Here is a 16,322-nt window from a genome sequence, read left to right as displayed (position 1 = left end):
GCGAAGTACTCCTCCTCGAAGACCATCCAGCGCAGGATCGAGGCACCCCGCCCGCCGAACTCCTCGGGCCAGGACACCACCGACCAGCGGTCGGCGGCCAGTTCGGCCTCCCACCGCCGGTGCGCAGCGCCTCGGCGTACTGGCGGCCCTTGTAGGCACCGCAGGTGGGGCACGCGGCGTGGGACAGCTTCTGCCCCTTGCAGCTCGGGCACGTCGTGAGAACCGCCGCGGTGGTCTTCCACTGCGAACGGCGCGCACGGGTGTTGCTGCGCGACATCTTGCGCTTCGGAACAGCCACGGCTAGCTCTCTTTCGTCTCGTCGGACACGCTCGAATCCTCGAGCATGGTCTGCAGCGCCGACCACCGGGGGTCGACGAGGTCGTGATGGTGGTCCGGGTCGTCCGCCAGCCGCGCCCCGCAGACGGAGCACAGGCCGGGGCAGTCCGGACGGCACAGCGGTTGAAATGGTAGTGCAGTCACGAGGGAATCCCGAACCGCCGGCTCGATATCGGCCTGGTCGTCGACCAGGACCGGCTCGTCCTCGGCGTCCTCGTCCCCGGACTCCTCCGCCGCCTGCGCCCTCTCGGGGTAGGCGAAGAGCTCCTGCACACGCACCGTCACCTGCTGGGAGACCGGGTCGAGGCAGCGCACGCACTCCCCCACCGCCGTGCCGCGCACGACGCCGGACACCAGCACCCCTTCCATGACCGGCTCCAGGCGGAGGCCCAGGGTGAGGTCGTCGCCCTCGGGCACGCCGATGACGGCGGTCCCCATGTCAGCGGGGGCGGGCACGACGCGCGCGACCTCCTCCATCGAACCGGGTCGCCGAGACAGCTCGTGCGTGTCGAGCACGAGCGGCGAGGACTTCGCGGTGGCGATGGCAGGCTCCGATGAACAGGGGTGGACCCGACGGGCGGGAAGGGGGTGGGGCCCGGACTCGGGCCAGCGACCTAGTCTAGGCCATCCTGGCGCCGCGGCGCAGCACGCCCGGGAGTGACGCGTCTCTCACGCCTGCCGACGACCCCCTTGGACCCGCCGGCGCAGGTCAGGAGCGCCGCTCCTGCGGCCAGCGCGGGTCGGCGACGGCGTCCCACCGCACCCGCGGTGCCCCCTGCTCGAGGCGCTCGGCCAGCTTCTCCCGGCCGGCACGCACCTGGTTCGTCAGGGCCTCGAGGTCCTGCTGGAAGTCCGCCAGGCGCCCGTCGCAGTACGAGTCGGCGTCGGTGCGCAGCGCCGCCGCTCGCGTCTCCGCCTCCGCGACCACCTCCGCCGCCCGCGACTGGGCCTGCACGACGACCTGCTCGGACTGCACCAGCTCGATCGCGCGGGCGCGGGCGGCGGCCACGATCTCCTCCGCCTGGCGGTGCGCGTCGTCCAGGGTGTCGCGGGCGGCCGCGAGCACCTCGTCGGCGCGGGCCACCTGCGTGGGCAGCGCGTCGCGCAGCTCGTCCACGAGCGCGAGCGCCTGGTCGCGGTCCACCTTCACGTTGGTCGACAGCGGCACGGAGCGCGCGTTCTCGACCAGCGCGGCCAGGTCGTCCAGGATGTCCAGCAGGCCGCCGGCCGGGTTGTCCCCCTGGCCGGTCCCGGTCGTGGTCTCGGTCGTCTCGCTCATCCCCTGCTCCTTGCCCTGCTGCTCGGTCCGGCTCATCAGCCCTGCGTCACCTGCGGAGGGCGGCTCGCACCGCGTCCGCGACGCCGTCCGGCACCAGGTCGTCGATCGGTCCCCCGTACCGGGCCACGTCCTTGACCAGCGACGACGCGACGTGCGCGTACCGCTGCTCGCCCGGCACGAAGACGGTCTCGATCCCGGTCAGGTGCCGGTTCATGAGGGCCATCGGCAGCTCGGAGTCGAAGTCCGCGCCGCCGCGCAGGCCCTTGACCACCGCGACCGCCCCGCGCTCCCGGCAGAAGTCCACCAGCAGCCCGGGCACCACCTCGACCCGCACGTCGGCGGTCTCCGGGTCGGCCGCGAGCGCCGCCCGGGCCAGCTCCACCCGCTCCTCGGGGCCGAGCAGCGCGTTCTTGGCGGCGTTCCGGGCCACCCCGACCACCACGACGTCGAACATGCGGCGCGCGCGCCGCACGATGTCGAGGTGGCCGAGCGTGATCGGGTCGAACGACCCGGGGCAGACGGCGATGCTCACGCCGTCACGCTAGTACAGCGGTGTCGCGATCCTCGGGAGCCCGGTCGGGGTGCCGTCACCCCGCGACGGGGACACCCTGGGGGCATGACCGACGACGCCGCGCCCCACCCGTCGCCCGCGGAGCCGACCGTGGTGCCCCTGACCAGGGCCGCCCAGGTCGACTCGCTGTGGCGGGACGTCCTGGCGCCGTCCTTCCCGCCCGACGAGCTCACGTCGCCCGACGACCTGCGGGCCGGCCTCGCCTCCGGCGAGCTCACGGCCTACGGCGTGGAGCGGGACGGGCAGGTGGTCGCCGGCATCGTGGCCTCGTGGTCGCGGGCCACGCAGGTGCTGCTCGTGGACTACCTCGCGCTGGCGCCCGGCCACCGTGGCGGCGGGGTCGGCGGTCGCCTGCTGGACCGGTCGCTCGCCGGGTGGCGCGAGGAGCTGCACCCGGTGATCGTGCTGGCGGAGGTCGAGCACCCCGGCCATCACCCCGTCCACCCGACCCACGGCGACCCGGCGGCCCGACTGCGCTTCTACGCGCGGCACGGGGCGCGTGCGCTCGCCCTGCCCTACTTCCAGCCGGGTATCGGCGGCCCGGGGTCGCCGCGGGTCCCCGCGATGCTGCTCGTGGCGCTCGGGACGGAACCGGGCGCGGGCTCGGTGCCGGCCGCCGCCGTGCGCGGCTTCCTCCTCGAGCACCTCCGGGAGTGCGAGGGCACCGTGCCCGGCGATACCGCGGTCCGGCGGCTGCTCGACGCGGCGGCGGGGCAGTCCGTGACGCTCGTCGACCCGGCCCACGCCGAGGCGCTGGCCGCCGTACCCGTCGCCGTCCTCGAGGGGGCGGAGCGCTACGCCCCGCCGGCTCCCGGGGCGTCCGGCCCGGCGGACCCGGCGGGGTCGGCAGGCTCGGCGTAGTGCACCGCCGTCTCCCCGTAGTCCTTGCGCGCGAACGCCTCCAGGCCCGCGGGCCAGGCCGGCTCGGGGCTGCGGGTGGACCGCTCCACGACGACGACGGCGCCCGCGGCCAGCACCCCGGGTGCGGCCAGGTGCGCCAGGACAGTCGCGAGCGCGTCCTCGGCCAGGTCGTAGGGCGGGTCGAGGAAGACGACGTCGTACCCGGACGCCCCGGTCGTCCCGGCGGACGGTGAGGCACCCGCCGCGAACCGCTCCGCGGAGTCGGCGACGACGCGCACCTCGCGCTGCAGGCCCAGGGTCGCCACGTTGCCGCGGGCGACGTCCGCCGCCCGCCGGTTCGCATCCACCAGCACGACCGCGGCGGCGCCACGGCTCGCGGCCTCGAGGCCGAGCGCGCCGGAGCCCGCGTACAGGTCGAGCACCCGCGCGCCGTCCAGCACGTCGAGGTGGTCCAGGCGCGAGAAGATCGCCTCGCGGACCCGGTCGCTGGTGGGTCGCGTGCCCTTCGGCGGCACCTGCAGCGAGCGCCCGCCGAACCGGCCGGCCACGATCCTCGTCATGGCGCCGAGCCTAACCAGTCGACCGGTCACGCCCTCTCGAGGAACTCCTCCTGCTCGTCGTCCAGCTGGGCGGCGATCGCCGCGCGCAGCTCCGGGTGGGAGCCGAGCTCGAGGTCGGCGTCGACGACGGCGGTGGCCTCGCGCCGTGCGTCGGCGATGAGGTCGGCGTCCTGCACGACGCGCAGGAGGCGCAGCGAGCTGGACCGGCCGGACTGGGCGGCCCCGAGCACGTCGCCCTCGGAGCGCAGCTCGAGGTCCAGGGTCGCGAGCCGGAAGCCGTCGGTCGTCTCCGCGAGCGCCTCGACCCGGGTCGCGGCGGGCGTACCGGGCTGCGCCGTCGAGACCAGGAGGCACAGCCCCGGTGCCGCGCCGCGCCCGACGCGGCCGCGCAGCTGGTGCAGCTGGGACAGCCCGAACCGGTCGGCGTCGAAGACGACCATCACCGTGGCCTCGGGCACGTCGACGCCGACCTCGATCACGGTGGTGGAGACCAGCACCTGCAGCTCGCCGGCCGCGAACCGCGCCATCGCGGACTCCTTGTCCGCGGGCGCCATCTGGCCGTGCAGCACGCCGACGTCGAGCCCCGCGAGCGCCGGCGTCTCGCGCAGCATGTCCGCCACCTCGAGCACGGCGCGCAGGGGCGGGCGCTCGTCTCCCGCGCCGTCGCCGTCCATGAGCTCGAGCAGGTCGGGGACGTCGTCGAAGTCCTTCGCCGCGCCGCCGCCGGCGGGCAGGTCGTCGTCGGGGTGGATCCGCGGGCACACGACGTAGGCGCGATGGCCCTTGTCGACCTCCTCGCGCACGCGCGACCAGGTGCGCTCCATCCACCGCGGGTTGCCGGCGGGGACCACGTGCGACGTGATGCCGGCCCGGCCGGCCGGCACCTGCGTGAGCGACGACGTCTCGAGGTCGCCGAACACCGTCATCGCGACCGTCCGGGGGATGGGCGTGGCCGTCATGACGAGCACGTGCGGCGCCACCCGCCCCTTGGCGCGCAGCGCGTCCCGCTGCTCGACGCCGAACCGGTGCTGCTCGTCGACGACGACGAGGCCCAGGTCCGCGAACTGCACCTGGTCGCCCAGCAGGGCGTGCGTGCCCACGACGATCCCCGCCTCGCCGCTGGCCGCCTGCAGCAGCGCCTCCTTGCGCGCGGCCGCGCCGAGCGAGCCGGTGAGCAGCGCCACCCGGGTACCGTGCGCGGCCCCGCCCAGCAGGCCGCCCTCGGCCAGCGGCCCGAGCAGCGACCGCAGCGTGCGGGCGTGCTGCGCCGCGAGCACCTCCGTGGGCGCCAGCAGCGCGGCCTGCCCGCCGGCGTCGACCACCTGCAGCATCGCCCGCAGGGCCACGACCGTCTTGCCGGACCCCACCTCACCCTGCAGCAGCCGCTGCATGGGGCGGGCCTGCGCGAGCTCGTGCGACAGGTCCTCGCCCACCGAGGCCTGCCCGTCCGTCAGTCTGAAGGGCAGGCCCGCGTCGAAGTCGGCGAGCAGGCTCGGCTCCCCCGGGCCGCGGAGGGGTCGCGCGGTGGCCTCCTGCTCGGCGGCGTGCGCCCGGCGCTGCGCGAGCGCCGCCTGCAGCACGAAGGCCTCCTCGAAGCGGAAGCGGTGGCGCGCCTGCTGCCACGCGCGCTGGTCGACGGGGTGGTGGATCGCGCGCAGGGCGTCGAGCCGGCTCGGCAGCCCGTGGCGGGCACGGACCTCGTCGGGCACCGGGTCCTCGACGTCCGCCTCCGTGAGCGGGTCGAGGACCGTGCGCACGGCCCGCTGGATGCGCCAGGAGGGCACGGACGAGGACGCGGGGTAGATGGGGATGGGGCGGCTCGCCTCGAACATCGCCTCCTCGGCGTCGTCCGCGTCGACGCCCACGAGGACGTAGTCCGGGTGGGTGAGCTGGCGGGTGCCGCGGTACTCGCTCACCACCCCCGTGAACAGCCCCACGCGCCCCGGCCGCAGCTTGTCCTCGTGCGGCCGCAGCGCGCCGGCACGCTTGGCGAAGAACGTCAGCGCGAGCTCGTGCCGGCCGTCCGTGACGACCGCCGACAGCATGGCGCCCGCGCGCGAGCGCATCGTCCGGACGGTCGCCCGCGCGACCCGCGCCATCACGGTGACGTGCTCGCCGAGCGCCAGCCTGTCCATGTCCGTGAGCGTGCCGGGGTCGCCGTACCGGCGCGGGTAGTGCCGCAGCAGGTCCCCGACGGTGACGAGCCCCAGCTTCGCGAGCGGGCCCGCGCTGCGGGCCCCCAGCACCTTGGTCAGGGCCTCGCCCTCGCGCCCGGTCACGCGCGCCCCTCCGCCGCGTCGGCGTCGAGCGGCTCGACGCCGATCGCCACGTGGTCCCCGGGGCGACCGGTGCGCATGACGACGACGTCCGCGCCGCCGGACACGGCCGCGGCCCTCGACGCGAGCACCTCGACCGTGGCGTCGGGGACGTCGTCGTCCGGCAGCAGGGTGACGATCGCGGTCGGGGAACCCGCCACGAGCCGCTTGACGACGGCACCGACCGTGACGGCCGGGCCACCGCCGACGCGCAGCCCGTCGACCACCGCGCCGACGGCGTCGGGGACGCCCGCGTCCTCCTCCCGCGGGTCGTCGAGCGTCGCCGCCAGCGCGGACATCCCCGCCACGAGGTGCACGTCCCCGGGCGCGACGACCCGCACGATCTCGGGTGCGGCCTCGGGACCGTCCGCAGCCTCCGCCCCCGGGCCCACGGGGTCGGGCTGCAGCGCCTCGGGCGCGAGGACCAGCACCCGCGGGGCCCCCGCCCCGACGGCCGCGGCGACGAGGTCCGCCGCGGTCGGGGGGACGTCGAGGTCCAGGACCACGACGGCGCCGCCGCGCGCGAGCTCGGCGGCCAGCGCCGGCGCGGCCGTCGTGACCACCACCGCCCACCGGTCGGGCGGGACCGCGAGGTGGCGCACCGACACCCGCGACACCGCGCCCCGTGACGCCCAGCGCCGTGCCACGCCGAGCGCGGCGTCGAGGTCCGCGGTGTGCACGTGGGCCTGCCAGAGCGACCGGTCGGCGTCACCCGCCCCGGCACCGTCCTCGGCGCCGCCGCCCACGACGACGACGGAGCTCCCGACGTCGTCCAGGTCGGCGCGCAGCGCGTCCGCCACCGCGCCGGGGCTGAAGTCGGCGGCGGACGCCGACCGTTCCAGCACGAACATGAGCTCGACGTCGTCCGTCGCGACGCCGCCGTGCTCGTGCCCGTGCCGACCGGCGTCGCGGACGCCACCGGACGCCGCGCCCTGGTCGGGCGACGAGGCGTCGTCCCCCGCGGCGGGGGCGGGAGCGTCATGACCGACGTGGCCGCGCAGGTCGATGTCCAGCAGCACGGGGCCGATGCTGCCGGACGCCCCCGACACTCCCTCGGCGGCCGCCCGCTGCGCCGCCGCCAGCGACAGCAGCACGAGCACCAGCCCGCAGGCGCCGGCGTCGAGCACGCCCGCGGCACGCAGCGGCTCCAGCGCGCCCACGCTGCGCAGCGCCGCCTCCCGCGCGCCGCGGCACGCCGCGTCGGTCGAGGACAGTCGCGCGGCCGCCCCGGCGGGACCGACCATCCCGCCCGCCTCGGCGTGCCGGGCCGCCGCCGCCGCGGACTCCGCCGCCGTGAGGATCGTGCCCGGTGCAGGGTGCGCGACGGCGCGGCGCGCGGTCCGGGCCGCGGTGTCGAGCGCGATCGCGAGGCTGTCACCCCGCGTGGCCGCGACCGTGAGGCCGCGGAGCCACTCGCTGAGGATCACCCCGGAGTTCCCCCGGGCCCCGAGCAGCGCGGCCCGGGCGGCCAGCCGCAGGAGCCGCGCACCACCCGCGTCGGCCGGCGCGGCGCGGACCGCCGCCGCGGCGTCGCGGATCGTGAGGTACATGTTGGTCCCGGTGTCCCCGTCGGCCACCGGGAAGACGTTCACGCGGTCGATCTCGGCGCGGGCCTCCGCCAGGGCACGGGCGGCGGTGCTCACCCAGGCACGGACGACGGCGGCGTCGAGGAGCTCGGGCTGCTGCACGCCCCCCACGGTAGCGGTGAGGGACCCCACGTTGAGGGGCACTCCCGACATCGGCTATCCTCGTGTGGTTGCCCGGCCTGTTCCGGGCTCCCCCAACCACCAAGCTTCACGTCCTGCTGCCCTGGCGCGGGTCGTGTCACGACGATTCAGGAGAGACCGTGGCTGCCAACTGCGACGTCTGCGGCAAGGGCCCGGGCTTCGGGCACAGCATCTCGCACTCCCACATCCGCACGAAGCGCCGCTGGAACCCGAACATCCAGCGCGTCCGTGCCGTGGTCGCGGGCACCCCCAAGCGTGTGAACGTCTGCACCTCCTGCCTCAAGGCGGGCAAGGTCACGCGCCAGGCCTGAGCCTGCGCACCGGGCACGCCCGGTGCATCGACGCTTCCACGAGACGCTCGTCGGGATCTTCCCGGCGGGCGTCTCGTCGTCCCCGCGCACACCCCGGCGGCCCCGCGTCCCCGGCGCGCTGGTCGCCCGCGGACACCGGCAAAGAATTCGTGAAGGATTCACCAAACTGCCTTGGCCGAGGCGGCGGCGGCGTGGCACTCTGAGCAGATGATCGTGCAGACCGACAGCGACGTGGAGATCCGGCCCGCCGCCGTGACCGACGCCGGGCGGATCGCTCAGGTGCACCTCACCTCGTGGAAGGGCGCCTACGCCAGCGTGCTGCCGGCCGAGTACCTCGACTCCCTCGACGCGACCGAGCGCGCCGCCCAGTGGCAGCAGATCCTCGACGAGGGCAGCCGCACGACGCTCGTCGCCGAGGGCGACGGGCGCCTGCTGGGCTTCGCGAGCTACGGGCCGTCGCGCGACGAGGACGCCGAGGACGGCGACCTCGAGCTCTACGCGATCTACCTCGATCCCGAGTCCTGGGGACGCGGCGTGGCCCGCGACCTCATGCGCACCGTCCTGTCCGACGTCCCCGTCGGCACGCCGATGTCGCTGTGGGTGCTCGCGCAGAACGAGCGCGCCCAGCACTTCTACCGCCGCCACGGCTTCCAGGCGGACGGCGTCGAGCGCATGGACGACATCGGCGACACCCCCGTCACCGAGGTGCGCTACCGCCGCGGCTGAGCATCGTCGCCCGCGGCTCAGCCGCCGAAGTGGTCCCAGCCGCCGCGCGCGGCGGGCTCCGTGCCGTCGACGGTGACGCTGGCGGGCCCCGGCCGCACGCTCCCCATCCGCCGGAACCCCGTCGGCAGCGCGACACCGGGCGGGAACGTGGCGAGCAGGCCGTGGTCCTCTCCCCCGGTGAGCGCCCACCCCAGCGCGGCCTCCGGGCCGAGCCCCAGCGCCCGGGCGGCGGGCAGCAGCCGCTCGACGTCGCCCGCCAGCGCGCCCGCCTCGACGTCCACGCCGACGCCGCTCGCACGAGCCAGCCGGCCGGCGTCGCGCAGCGGGCCGTCGGAGACGTCGAGCATCGCGGTCGCCCCGCCCCGGGCCGCCGCCGGGCCCGCGGCGAGCGGGGCCTGAGGGCGCAGGTAGCCGACCACGCAGGCCCCGACCCCCGCGTCGTCGACGGTCGTCGCGTCCGCCGGGGTCGCCGCGCCGGCGTCGAGCAGCGCGAGGCCTGCCGCCGAGAGCCCGCGGTGCCCCGCGTAGGCCAGCACGTCGCCCGGCCGCGCGCCGGCGCGCGTCACCGGGGCACGCCCCTCCAGGTCACCGTGCGCGGTGACCGCCACGACCACGCTCTCGCCTCCCGACAGGTCCCCGCCCACGACGCCCGCCCCGACCGGCGCGGCCACGTCAGCGAGGCCGCGGGCCAGCCCGGTCACCCAGTCGACCGGCAGGTCCCCCGGGACCACGAGCGACACGACCAGGGAGGTCGGGCACGCGCCCATCGCCGCGACGTCCGCGAGGTTGGCCGTCGCGGCCCGCGCCCCGACGTCGTACCCGCCCGACCAGCGCCGGCGGAAGTGCCGGTCCTCGACGAGGACGTCCGTGGTGACGACGAACCGCGCGTCCGGGGCCGCCACCACCGCCGCGTCGTCGCCCGGGCCGAGCAGGGTCGCCGACGCCGCGGGCAGCAGCGGGAAGATCCGCGCGAGCAGGTCCTCCTCGGACAGGTCTCGCACGAGGGGGCGGGTGGCGTCGGTCACGGGGACGACTGTAGGCGGTCGGCCGGCTCGTCCCGCCCGGTAGCGTGGTCGCCGTGCCCCGTCGTGCTCGTGCCCCGATGCCGTCCCGTGCCGCCCGCGCCGCCGCGCTGGGCCTCCTCGTCCTCCCGCTGGCGGCCTGCGCCACCACGATCGGCGCGACGCCCGCCGAGGACGCCGCGAACCCGGACTGCGCGCCCGTCATGCTCGCGCTGCCCGACGTGCTCGCGGGCGACCTCGACAAGGCGAAGACCAACGCCCAGGCCACCGCCGCCTGGGGCGAGCCCGGGGCCGCCGTGACACTGCGCTGCGGCGTCACCCCGCCCGGGCCGTCGCCCGACTGCCAGCGGGTCGAGTCGCCCGCCGGCGCCGTCGACTGGATCGTCGAGGCCGGGAAGGACGGCACGTGGCGGTTCACCACCTACGGCCGCGAGCCCGCCGTCGAGGTCGTCGTGCCGCCGTCGGTCACCGAGAGCCACTCGACGTCGTTCATCGGCGACCTCGCGCAAGCCGTGAGCAACGTGCCGCCGACCGCGCAGTGCACCTGACGCGACTGCCGAGGCGCGCCTCGGACGCCCGTGGCACGGTGTCCGGATGGACCAGCGCCTGAGCCTCGTGACCCTCGTCGTCGCCGACCTCGCCGCCACCCGGCGGTTCTACGTGGACGGCCTGGGCTGGGAACCGCTCCTCGAGGCCCCCGGCGAGGTGCTGATGATCCAGGTCGGCCAGCACGTCGTGCTGTCGATGTGGGACGAGGAGCACGCCACCGAGGAGATCGGGCCGGTCGTGCGCGGCGGCACCGCGCCGCTGACCCTCGCGCACAACGTCGGGGCCCCTGCCGGCGTGGACGCCGTCCTCGAGCAGGCGCGCCGGGCCGGCGCGCCGACCGTCCGCGACGGCGTGCGGCGCGAGTGGGGCGGCTACTCCGGCTACTTCACCGACCCCGACGGGTTCCTTTGGGAGGTCGCGCACGCGCCGGGCCCGCTCGGCGAGCTCGTGGTGCCCTGACCCTCCGGGCGAGGCGCGGTCAGCGCAGGCCGGTCGGGCGCTCCAGGGCGAGCTGGATGAGCTCGTCGACGAGCTCGGGATAGCTCACTCCCGAGGCCTCCCACATGCGCGGGTACATCGAGAACGGCGTGAACCCCGGCATGGTGTTGATCTCGTTGACGATCACGCGCTCGTCGGGGGTGACGAAGACGTCGACCCGGGACAGCCCCTCGGCCTCCACGGCCTCGAAGGTGCGCACCGCGACCTCGCGGATCTCGTCGATGACGGGCTGCGGCAGCTCGGCCGGGCAGCGCAGGTCGACGTGCGCCTCGTCGAGGTACTTCGCCTCGAAGTCGTAGAACGCGTGGCTGCCGTGGTCGACGACGATCTCGCCGGGCAGCGACGCGCGCGCCCGGGCGCCGTCGTGCCCGCCGAGCACCGCGCACTCGATCTCGCGGCCCTCGATCCCGGCCTCGACGACCACCTTGGGGTCGTGCTCGCGCGCGGCCTCGACGGCGGCGGGCAGGTCGGCCAGGTCGTCCACGCGCGTGATGCCGAGCGACGACCCCGCGCGGGCGGGCTTGACGAACAGCGGCAGGCCCAGCGGCTCGACGGCGGCGACGCACGCGGCGCGGTCCCGCTCCCAGTCCCGGGGCCGGATCACGACGTACGGGCCGACCGTGAGGCCCTGGCCGGCGAGCACGAGCTTCATGAAGTGCTTGTCCATGCCGACCGCCGACGCGAGCACGCCCGCGCCGACGTAGTGCACGTCCGACAGCTCCAGCAGGCCCTGCACCGTGCCGTCCTCGCCGAACGGGCCGTGCAGCAGCGGGAAGACGACGTCGACCTCGCCGAGCAGCGCGGGCACCTGGCCCGGCTCCAGCACGCGCAGGGTGCGCTCGCCCTGGGTGAGCGACAGCACGACCTCGGCGCCCGAGTCGGCGGTCACCTCCGGGAGGCGGCCGTCGGTGATCTGCCAGCGCTCCGGGTCGTCGGCGGCGATCACCCAGCGGCCCTCGCGCGTGATGCCCACGGGCACGACGTCGTAGCGGTCGCGGTCGATCGCACGCAGGACGCCGGCCGCGGTGGACGCGGAGATGGCGTGCTCGCCCGAGCGCCCGCCGAACAGCACGGCGACGCGGGTCTTGCGCGGGGTGCCGGCACCCGCGGGCGGGACGGCAGGAACGGGGCTCGTCGTGGGAGCGGCGGTGGCGTCGGACATCGCCGCCCAACCTACCGGACCCCGGCCCGCCGTCCCGACCGCCTCAGCGGGTGCGGAGCTCCTTGCGCAGGATCTTCCCCGCGGCGGACTTCGGGACCGCGTCGACGAACTCCACGACCCGCACCTTCTTGTACGGGGCGACCTGCTCCGCGACGAAGCCCTGCACGTCCGCGGCGGTCAACGCGCTGCCCTCGGCCCGCACGACGAACGCCTTCGGCACCTCCCCCGACTCCGGGTCGGGCACGCCGATCACGGCCGCGTCCGCGATCTCGGGGTGCGTCAGCAGCAGCGCCTCCAGCTCCGCCGGCGCCACCTGGTAGCCCTTGTGCTTGATGAGCTCCTTGAGCCGGTCGACGACGGTGAACGCGCCGTCGGAGTCGACCGTCACGATGTCGCCGGTGTGCAGGAAGCCGTCCGGCTCGAGGGTGTCGCGGGTGGCCTGCTCGTCCGCGAGGTACCCGACCATGACGTTCGGACCGGCGCACAGCAGCTCGCCGGGCGCGCTCACGCCCTCGGCCGGCTGCGCGATCGCCTCCCCCGTGGCGGGGTCGACGACCCGGGCGAGCATGTTCGGCACCAGCAGGCCGACGGTGCCCGGGGAGATGTCGGTCCGGTCGACGGGCACGACGTGCGAGACCGGCGACATCTCCGACATCCCGTACCCCTGCAGCACCCGGGCGCCCGGCAGGCGTCGGGCCACGGCCTCGGCCAGGTGCTCGTCGAACGGCGCCGCCCCCGACATGAGCATCCGCACGCTCGACAGGTCGCGGCCGGCGGCCGCGGGGTGCTTGGCGAGCGCCAGCGCGATCGGCGGCGCGACGAACAGCACGGTGGCCCGGTGCTGCTCGACGACGCGCAGGTACTCGGCGAGGTCGAACCGCGGCAGCGTGACGAGCGTCGACCGCTGGTAGATCGCGCCGTTCATCAGCACCGTCATGCCGTAGATGTGGAAGAACGGGAGCACCGCGGGGATGACGTCGTCGCGCGTGAGGGGCAGGTACGCCTCCGTCTGCACCACGTTCGCCACGAGGTTCCGGTGGGTGAGCATCACGCCCTTCGGCAGCCCGGTCGTGCCGGACGAGTACGGCAGGACGGCGAGGTGCGTGCGGGGGTCGAACGCGACGTCGGGCGCGGCGTGACCGCCCGCGAGGAGCGCGCCGAGGGACGGGTGGCCTTCCGCGCCGTCGAGCACGACCACGTCGGCGGCCGCCATCCCGACGGCGTCGGCACCCGCCTCGGCGGCCGGCAGCAGCGCGGAGACCGTCACGAGCGCCTTCGCCCCCGACGACTCGAGCTGCTTCGCGACCTCGCGCCCGGACGCGAGCGCGTTGATCGTGGTCACCGTGATGCCGGCCCGCAGCAGGCCGTGGAAGACGGCGACGAACGCGGGCACGTTGGGGCTGTGCAGGGCCACCACGTCCCCGACGCCCAGGCCGCGGGCGGCGAACGCCCCGGCGATGGCGTCCACGCGGTCGCGCAGCTCGCCGTACGTGGTCGTGGCACCGCTCGGACCGTCGACCAGGGCGACACGGTCCCGGTCGGCGTCGTCCAGCGAGGCGAAGAGGAACTCGTGGAGGGTGACGTCGGGGATCTCGACGTCGGCGTGCGGGCTGCGGATGAGGGAGCGGTCGGTGCTGGTCTCGGACATGGCGGTCCCTTCGTGCGGCACGGTCCTCGTCGACCGTGTGCACGGGAGCGTAGCGCCGGGAACCGATGGCACGGGAGCGACGTTGGGGCGATCGTGGACATCACGAACGACACGAACGCCCTCGCGGCGCCCGCGGCCGAGGACCAGGCCGCGCCCGCCGACGATCCCAGTCATAGTCCGGGCTCGCCGCAGCCCCCGACTCCGCTCGACCCTGAGGCGGTGCACCGCCGGTGACCGCCGTCCTCTCCCTCCTCCTCGGCATCCTGGTGATCCTCGTGATCACGGCGGCGACGGCCTACTTCGTCGCCCAGGAGTTCGCCTACATGACCGTGGACCGCTCCCGGCTCGCCGCCCGCGCGGAGGCCGGTGACGTGACCGCGAAGCGGGCCCTCGCCGTCACGCGCCGCACGTCCTTCGTGCTCTCGGGCGCCCAGCTCGGCATCACCGTGACCGGCCTGCTGGTCGGCTACGTGGCCGAGCCCCTCGTGGGCGACGCGCTGGGCACCCTGCTCGGCGGCGTCGGCGTCCCGACCGGGGTCGGCGTGGCCGTCGGCACCGTCGCGGCCCTCGTCGTCTCGACGCTGGTGCAGATGCTCTTCGGCGAGCTGTTCCCGAAGAACCTCGCCATCGCCCGCCCCGAGCCCACGGCCCTGCGCCTGGCCGGCTCGACGACGGCGTACCTCACGGTGCTCGGCTGGCTCATCGCCGTCTTCGACAAGGCGTCGAACGCGCTGCTGCGGCTGCTGCGCATCGAGCCCGTGCACGACGTCGAGCATTCCGCCACCGCCCGCGACCTCGAGCACATCGTCGCGGACTCCCGCGAGAGCGGCGACCTGCCCGACGACCTGTCGGTGCTGCTGGACCGCATCCTCGACTTCCCGCAGCACGACGTCGAGCACGCCATGATCCCGCGCTCGCGCGTCGGCACCGTCGACCCCGCCCTCACGGTGGGCGAGCTGCGCACGCTCATGGCCGGCGGCCACTCCCGCTACCCCGTGGTGGACGCCGAGGACCGCGCTCTCGGCGTCGTCCAGCTCACCGACCTGCTGCGGACCGGCCTCGGCGACGCCGCTCCCGTCACCGAGCTCATGCGGCCGGTCACGGTGCTGCCCACCCTCATGGCGCTGCCGGACGCCCTCACCGAGCTGACGCGGACCCGCAACCAGCTCGCCGTCGTCGTCGACGAGTACGGCGGCTTCGCGGGCGTGCTCACCCTCGAGGACCTCGCCGAGGAGCTGGTCGGCGAGATCACCGACGAGCACGACCCGGCCCTGCCGGTCACCGTGTCGTCCGAGGACGACGGCGCCTGGGTGATGGGCGGCGACGTCCACCTGGACGAGGCGGAGCGCGCCATCGGGCACGACCTGCCGCGCGGCGACCACGAGACGGTCGCCGGGCTGCTCATCGCGCAGACCGGCGCGCTGCCCCGCGCGGGCGACGCGGTGACGGTCGAGCTGCCGCCGGACCCGGCGGACCTCGTGCACGACGAGCCCCGCCGTCGCTGGCTGGAGGTCGACGTGATCTCGGTCGAGCGGCACGTGCCCCACCTGGTGCGCGTGCGCCTGTTCGAGGGCACCGCGGAGGGCACGGTCGAGCCCGCCCCGGACGCCACGCCCGCCCCCGCGAAGGAGGACGACCGATGAGCAACCCCTGGGTCGTCGTCGCGGCGACCGTCGTCATCATCGCGCTGAGCGCGTTCTTCGTGGCGGTGGAGTTCGCCCTGCTGGGGGCGCGCCGCCACCGGCTGGAGGACGCTGCTCCGCGCAGCCGGTCCGCCCGGGCCGCGCTGCGCAGCTCGTCCGAGCTCACGCTGCTGCTCGCCGGCTCCCAGCTCGGCATCACGGCGTGCACCCTGGCGCTCGGCGCCGTGACCAAGCCGGCCGTGCACCACTGGCTCACGCCGCTCTTCGCCGGGTGGGGGGCGCCGTACTGGGTGGCCGACGTCGCGGGCTTCGTGCTCGCGCTGATCATCGTCACCTTCCTGCACCTCGTGGTGGGCGAGATGGCGCCCAAGTCGTGGGCCATCGCGCACCCCGAGGCGTCCGCCACGCTGCTGGCCCTGCCGATGCGGGCGTTCATGTGGCTCACCCGGCCGGTGCTGCGCTGGCTCAACGCGCTGGCCAACCGGTGCCTGCGGGCCGTCGGCGTGGAGCCGGTGGACCACATCGAGGCGGGTCACGACCCGACCACGCTGCGGCACCTCGTGGAGCACTCGGCGAACGTCGGGGCCCTCGACGCCGCGTACTCCTCGCAGATCGCGGGCGCCCTGGAGCTGGAGACCCTCACGGTCGACACGCTCGTGGCCCCGGGCGCGCGGCCCACGGCGGTGCCGGCGGACGCGACGGCGGCCGACGTGCGGGCGGCGTCCGTGACCTCCGGGCACCTGCGCATCCTGCTGCGCGACGGCGGTGCCGACGGTGGTGTCGACGGTGAGGTGACCGGCGTCGTGCACGTGCGCGACACGCTGCTGCTCGCGGACGACGCGTCGGTCGCGCCGGTGGCGCGCGCGCCGTTCGTGCTCGACGCGTCGACCACCGTGCACGCCGCCATCGCGCTGCTGCGCGAGGCCGGCGAGCAGCTCGCGCTCGTGCGCCGCGACGGGGACGTGCTGGGCGTCGTCACGCTCGCCGACGTGCTGCGCCGGTTGCTGCCGCAGGCGCAGGAGGCGACGGCGGACGTCTGACCCGTCGTCGGGCCCGCCGCCGTCGAAGCCCGGGCGGCCGGGCCAGGGCGCGGCGTACGGTGAGGTCATGCCTG

General features: G+C 75.7%; 16 protein-coding genes and 1 pseudogene. 7 read left to right on the top strand and 10 right to left on the bottom strand.

Annotation, left to right across the window (positions count from 1 at the left end):
* Positions 1 to 118: 118 nt before the first annotated feature.
* The 4 genes and pseudogenes from rpmF to coaD all read right to left on the bottom strand — a co-directional run.
* A pseudogene (rpmF, locus tag ACFWEK_RS08625) lies at positions 119 to 298 on the bottom strand (50S ribosomal protein L32); the annotation flags it as partial.
* Between the two features lie 2 nt (positions 299 to 300).
* Entirely contained in the window at positions 301 to 852 is a 552-nt protein-coding gene (locus ACFWEK_RS08620) for a YceD family protein (RefSeq protein WP_430553779.1), read from the bottom strand.
* Positions 853 to 1,045: 193 nt separating this feature from the next.
* A complete protein-coding gene (locus ACFWEK_RS08615; protein ID WP_430553778.1) occupies positions 1,046 to 1,651 on the bottom strand; it encodes a hypothetical protein in 606 nt (201 codons plus the stop codon).
* Positions 1,652 to 1,661: 10 nt separating this feature from the next.
* A complete protein-coding gene (coaD, locus tag ACFWEK_RS08610) occupies positions 1,662 to 2,147 on the bottom strand; it encodes a pantetheine-phosphate adenylyltransferase (RefSeq protein WP_430545688.1) in 486 nt (161 codons plus the stop codon).
* Positions 2,148 to 2,231: 84 nt separating this feature from the next.
* Here coaD and ACFWEK_RS08605 point away from each other — a divergent pair, with 84 nt between their 5' ends.
* Entirely contained in the window at positions 2,232 to 3,047 is an 816-nt protein-coding gene (locus ACFWEK_RS08605; RefSeq protein WP_430553777.1) for a GNAT family N-acetyltransferase, read from the top strand.
* Here ACFWEK_RS08605 and rsmD read toward each other — a convergent pair.
* Genes rsmD through ACFWEK_RS08590 form a run of 3 tightly spaced genes read right to left on the bottom strand, consistent with a single transcriptional unit; the run spans position 2,981 to position 7,610 of the window.
* Positions 2,981 to 3,607 (bottom strand): 16S rRNA (guanine(966)-N(2))-methyltransferase RsmD, encoded by a 627-nt coding sequence (rsmD, locus tag ACFWEK_RS08600; protein ID WP_430545690.1) that lies wholly within the window; start codon positions 3,605 to 3,607, stop codon positions 2,981 to 2,983. The genes ACFWEK_RS08605 and rsmD overlap by 67 nt on opposite strands.
* Before the next feature lie 26 nt (positions 3,608 to 3,633).
* Positions 3,634 to 5,886 carry an ATP-dependent DNA helicase RecG gene (locus ACFWEK_RS08595; RefSeq protein ID WP_430553776.1) on the bottom strand — a complete coding sequence of 751 codons (2,253 nt, stop codon included), beginning with the start codon at positions 5,884 to 5,886 and terminating at the stop codon, positions 3,634 to 3,636.
* On the bottom strand, positions 5,883 to 7,610 hold the full coding sequence (locus ACFWEK_RS08590; RefSeq protein WP_430553775.1) for a DAK2 domain-containing protein: 1,728 nt from the start codon (positions 7,608 to 7,610) through the stop codon (positions 5,883 to 5,885). Before ACFWEK_RS08590 ends, ACFWEK_RS08595 begins: the two co-directional genes overlap by 4 nt.
* 158 nt (positions 7,611 to 7,768) lie before the next feature.
* Between ACFWEK_RS08590 and rpmB the strand changes: the two genes are divergently transcribed.
* Positions 7,769 to 7,960 carry a 50S ribosomal protein L28 gene (gene rpmB / locus ACFWEK_RS08585; RefSeq protein ID WP_069984843.1) on the top strand — a complete coding sequence of 64 codons (192 nt, stop codon included), beginning with the start codon at positions 7,769 to 7,771 and terminating at the stop codon, positions 7,958 to 7,960.
* A 207-nt stretch (positions 7,961 to 8,167) separates the two neighbouring features.
* A complete protein-coding gene (locus ACFWEK_RS08580; RefSeq protein WP_430545693.1) occupies positions 8,168 to 8,686 on the top strand; it encodes a GNAT family N-acetyltransferase in 519 nt (172 codons plus the stop codon).
* Positions 8,687 to 8,703: 17 nt separating this feature from the next.
* On the opposite strand, the gene ACFWEK_RS08575 is transcribed toward ACFWEK_RS08580, so the two are convergent.
* Positions 8,704 to 9,711 carry a thiamine-phosphate kinase gene (locus ACFWEK_RS08575; RefSeq protein ID WP_430553774.1) on the bottom strand — a complete coding sequence of 336 codons (1,008 nt, stop codon included), beginning with the start codon at positions 9,709 to 9,711 and terminating at the stop codon, positions 8,704 to 8,706.
* A 53-nt stretch (positions 9,712 to 9,764) separates the two neighbouring features.
* On the opposite strand from ACFWEK_RS08575, the gene ACFWEK_RS08570 reads away from it, so the two are divergent.
* Positions 9,765 to 10,256, top strand: a complete 492-nt coding sequence (locus tag ACFWEK_RS08570) for a DUF3515 family protein (RefSeq protein ID WP_430553773.1) — start codon at positions 9,765 to 9,767, stop codon at positions 10,254 to 10,256.
* A 46-nt stretch (positions 10,257 to 10,302) separates the two neighbouring features.
* Positions 10,303 to 10,716, top strand: a complete 414-nt coding sequence (locus ACFWEK_RS08565; protein ID WP_429763996.1) for a VOC family protein — start codon at positions 10,303 to 10,305, stop codon at positions 10,714 to 10,716.
* Positions 10,717 to 10,735: 19 nt separating this feature from the next.
* Here ACFWEK_RS08565 and ACFWEK_RS08560 read toward each other — a convergent pair whose 3' ends face one another.
* Complete coding sequence (locus ACFWEK_RS08560; RefSeq protein ID WP_430545696.1) at positions 10,736 to 11,917, bottom strand: D-alanine--D-alanine ligase family protein; 1,182 nt, start codon at positions 11,915 to 11,917, stop codon at positions 10,736 to 10,738.
* Between the two features lie 43 nt (positions 11,918 to 11,960).
* Positions 11,961 to 13,565 (bottom strand): AMP-binding protein, encoded by a 1,605-nt coding sequence (locus tag ACFWEK_RS08555; protein WP_430553772.1) that lies wholly within the window; start codon positions 13,563 to 13,565, stop codon positions 11,961 to 11,963.
* A gap of 230 nt (positions 13,566 to 13,795) precedes the next feature.
* On the opposite strand from ACFWEK_RS08555, the gene ACFWEK_RS08550 reads away from it, so the two are divergent.
* Both ACFWEK_RS08550 and ACFWEK_RS08545 read left to right on the top strand, forming a co-directional pair.
* Positions 13,796 to 15,208, top strand: a complete 1,413-nt coding sequence (locus tag ACFWEK_RS08550) for a hemolysin family protein (protein ID WP_430545698.1) — start codon at positions 13,796 to 13,798, stop codon at positions 15,206 to 15,208.
* On the top strand, positions 15,205 to 16,248 hold the full coding sequence (locus ACFWEK_RS08545; protein WP_430545699.1) for a CNNM domain-containing protein: 1,044 nt from the start codon (positions 15,205 to 15,207) through the stop codon (positions 16,246 to 16,248). Before ACFWEK_RS08550 ends, ACFWEK_RS08545 begins: the two co-directional genes overlap by 4 nt.
* The last annotated feature ends 74 nt before the right edge of the window (positions 16,249 to 16,322 follow it).

The sequence above is a fragment of the Isoptericola sp. NPDC060257 genome (genome assembly GCF_042726645.1).
GTDB classification, from domain to species: domain Bacteria; phylum Actinomycetota; class Actinomycetes; order Actinomycetales; family Cellulomonadaceae; genus Isoptericola; species Isoptericola nanjingensis.
The sequence above is the reverse complement of the archived record's forward strand: the minus strand, read 5'-3'. Positions and strand labels throughout refer to the sequence as shown.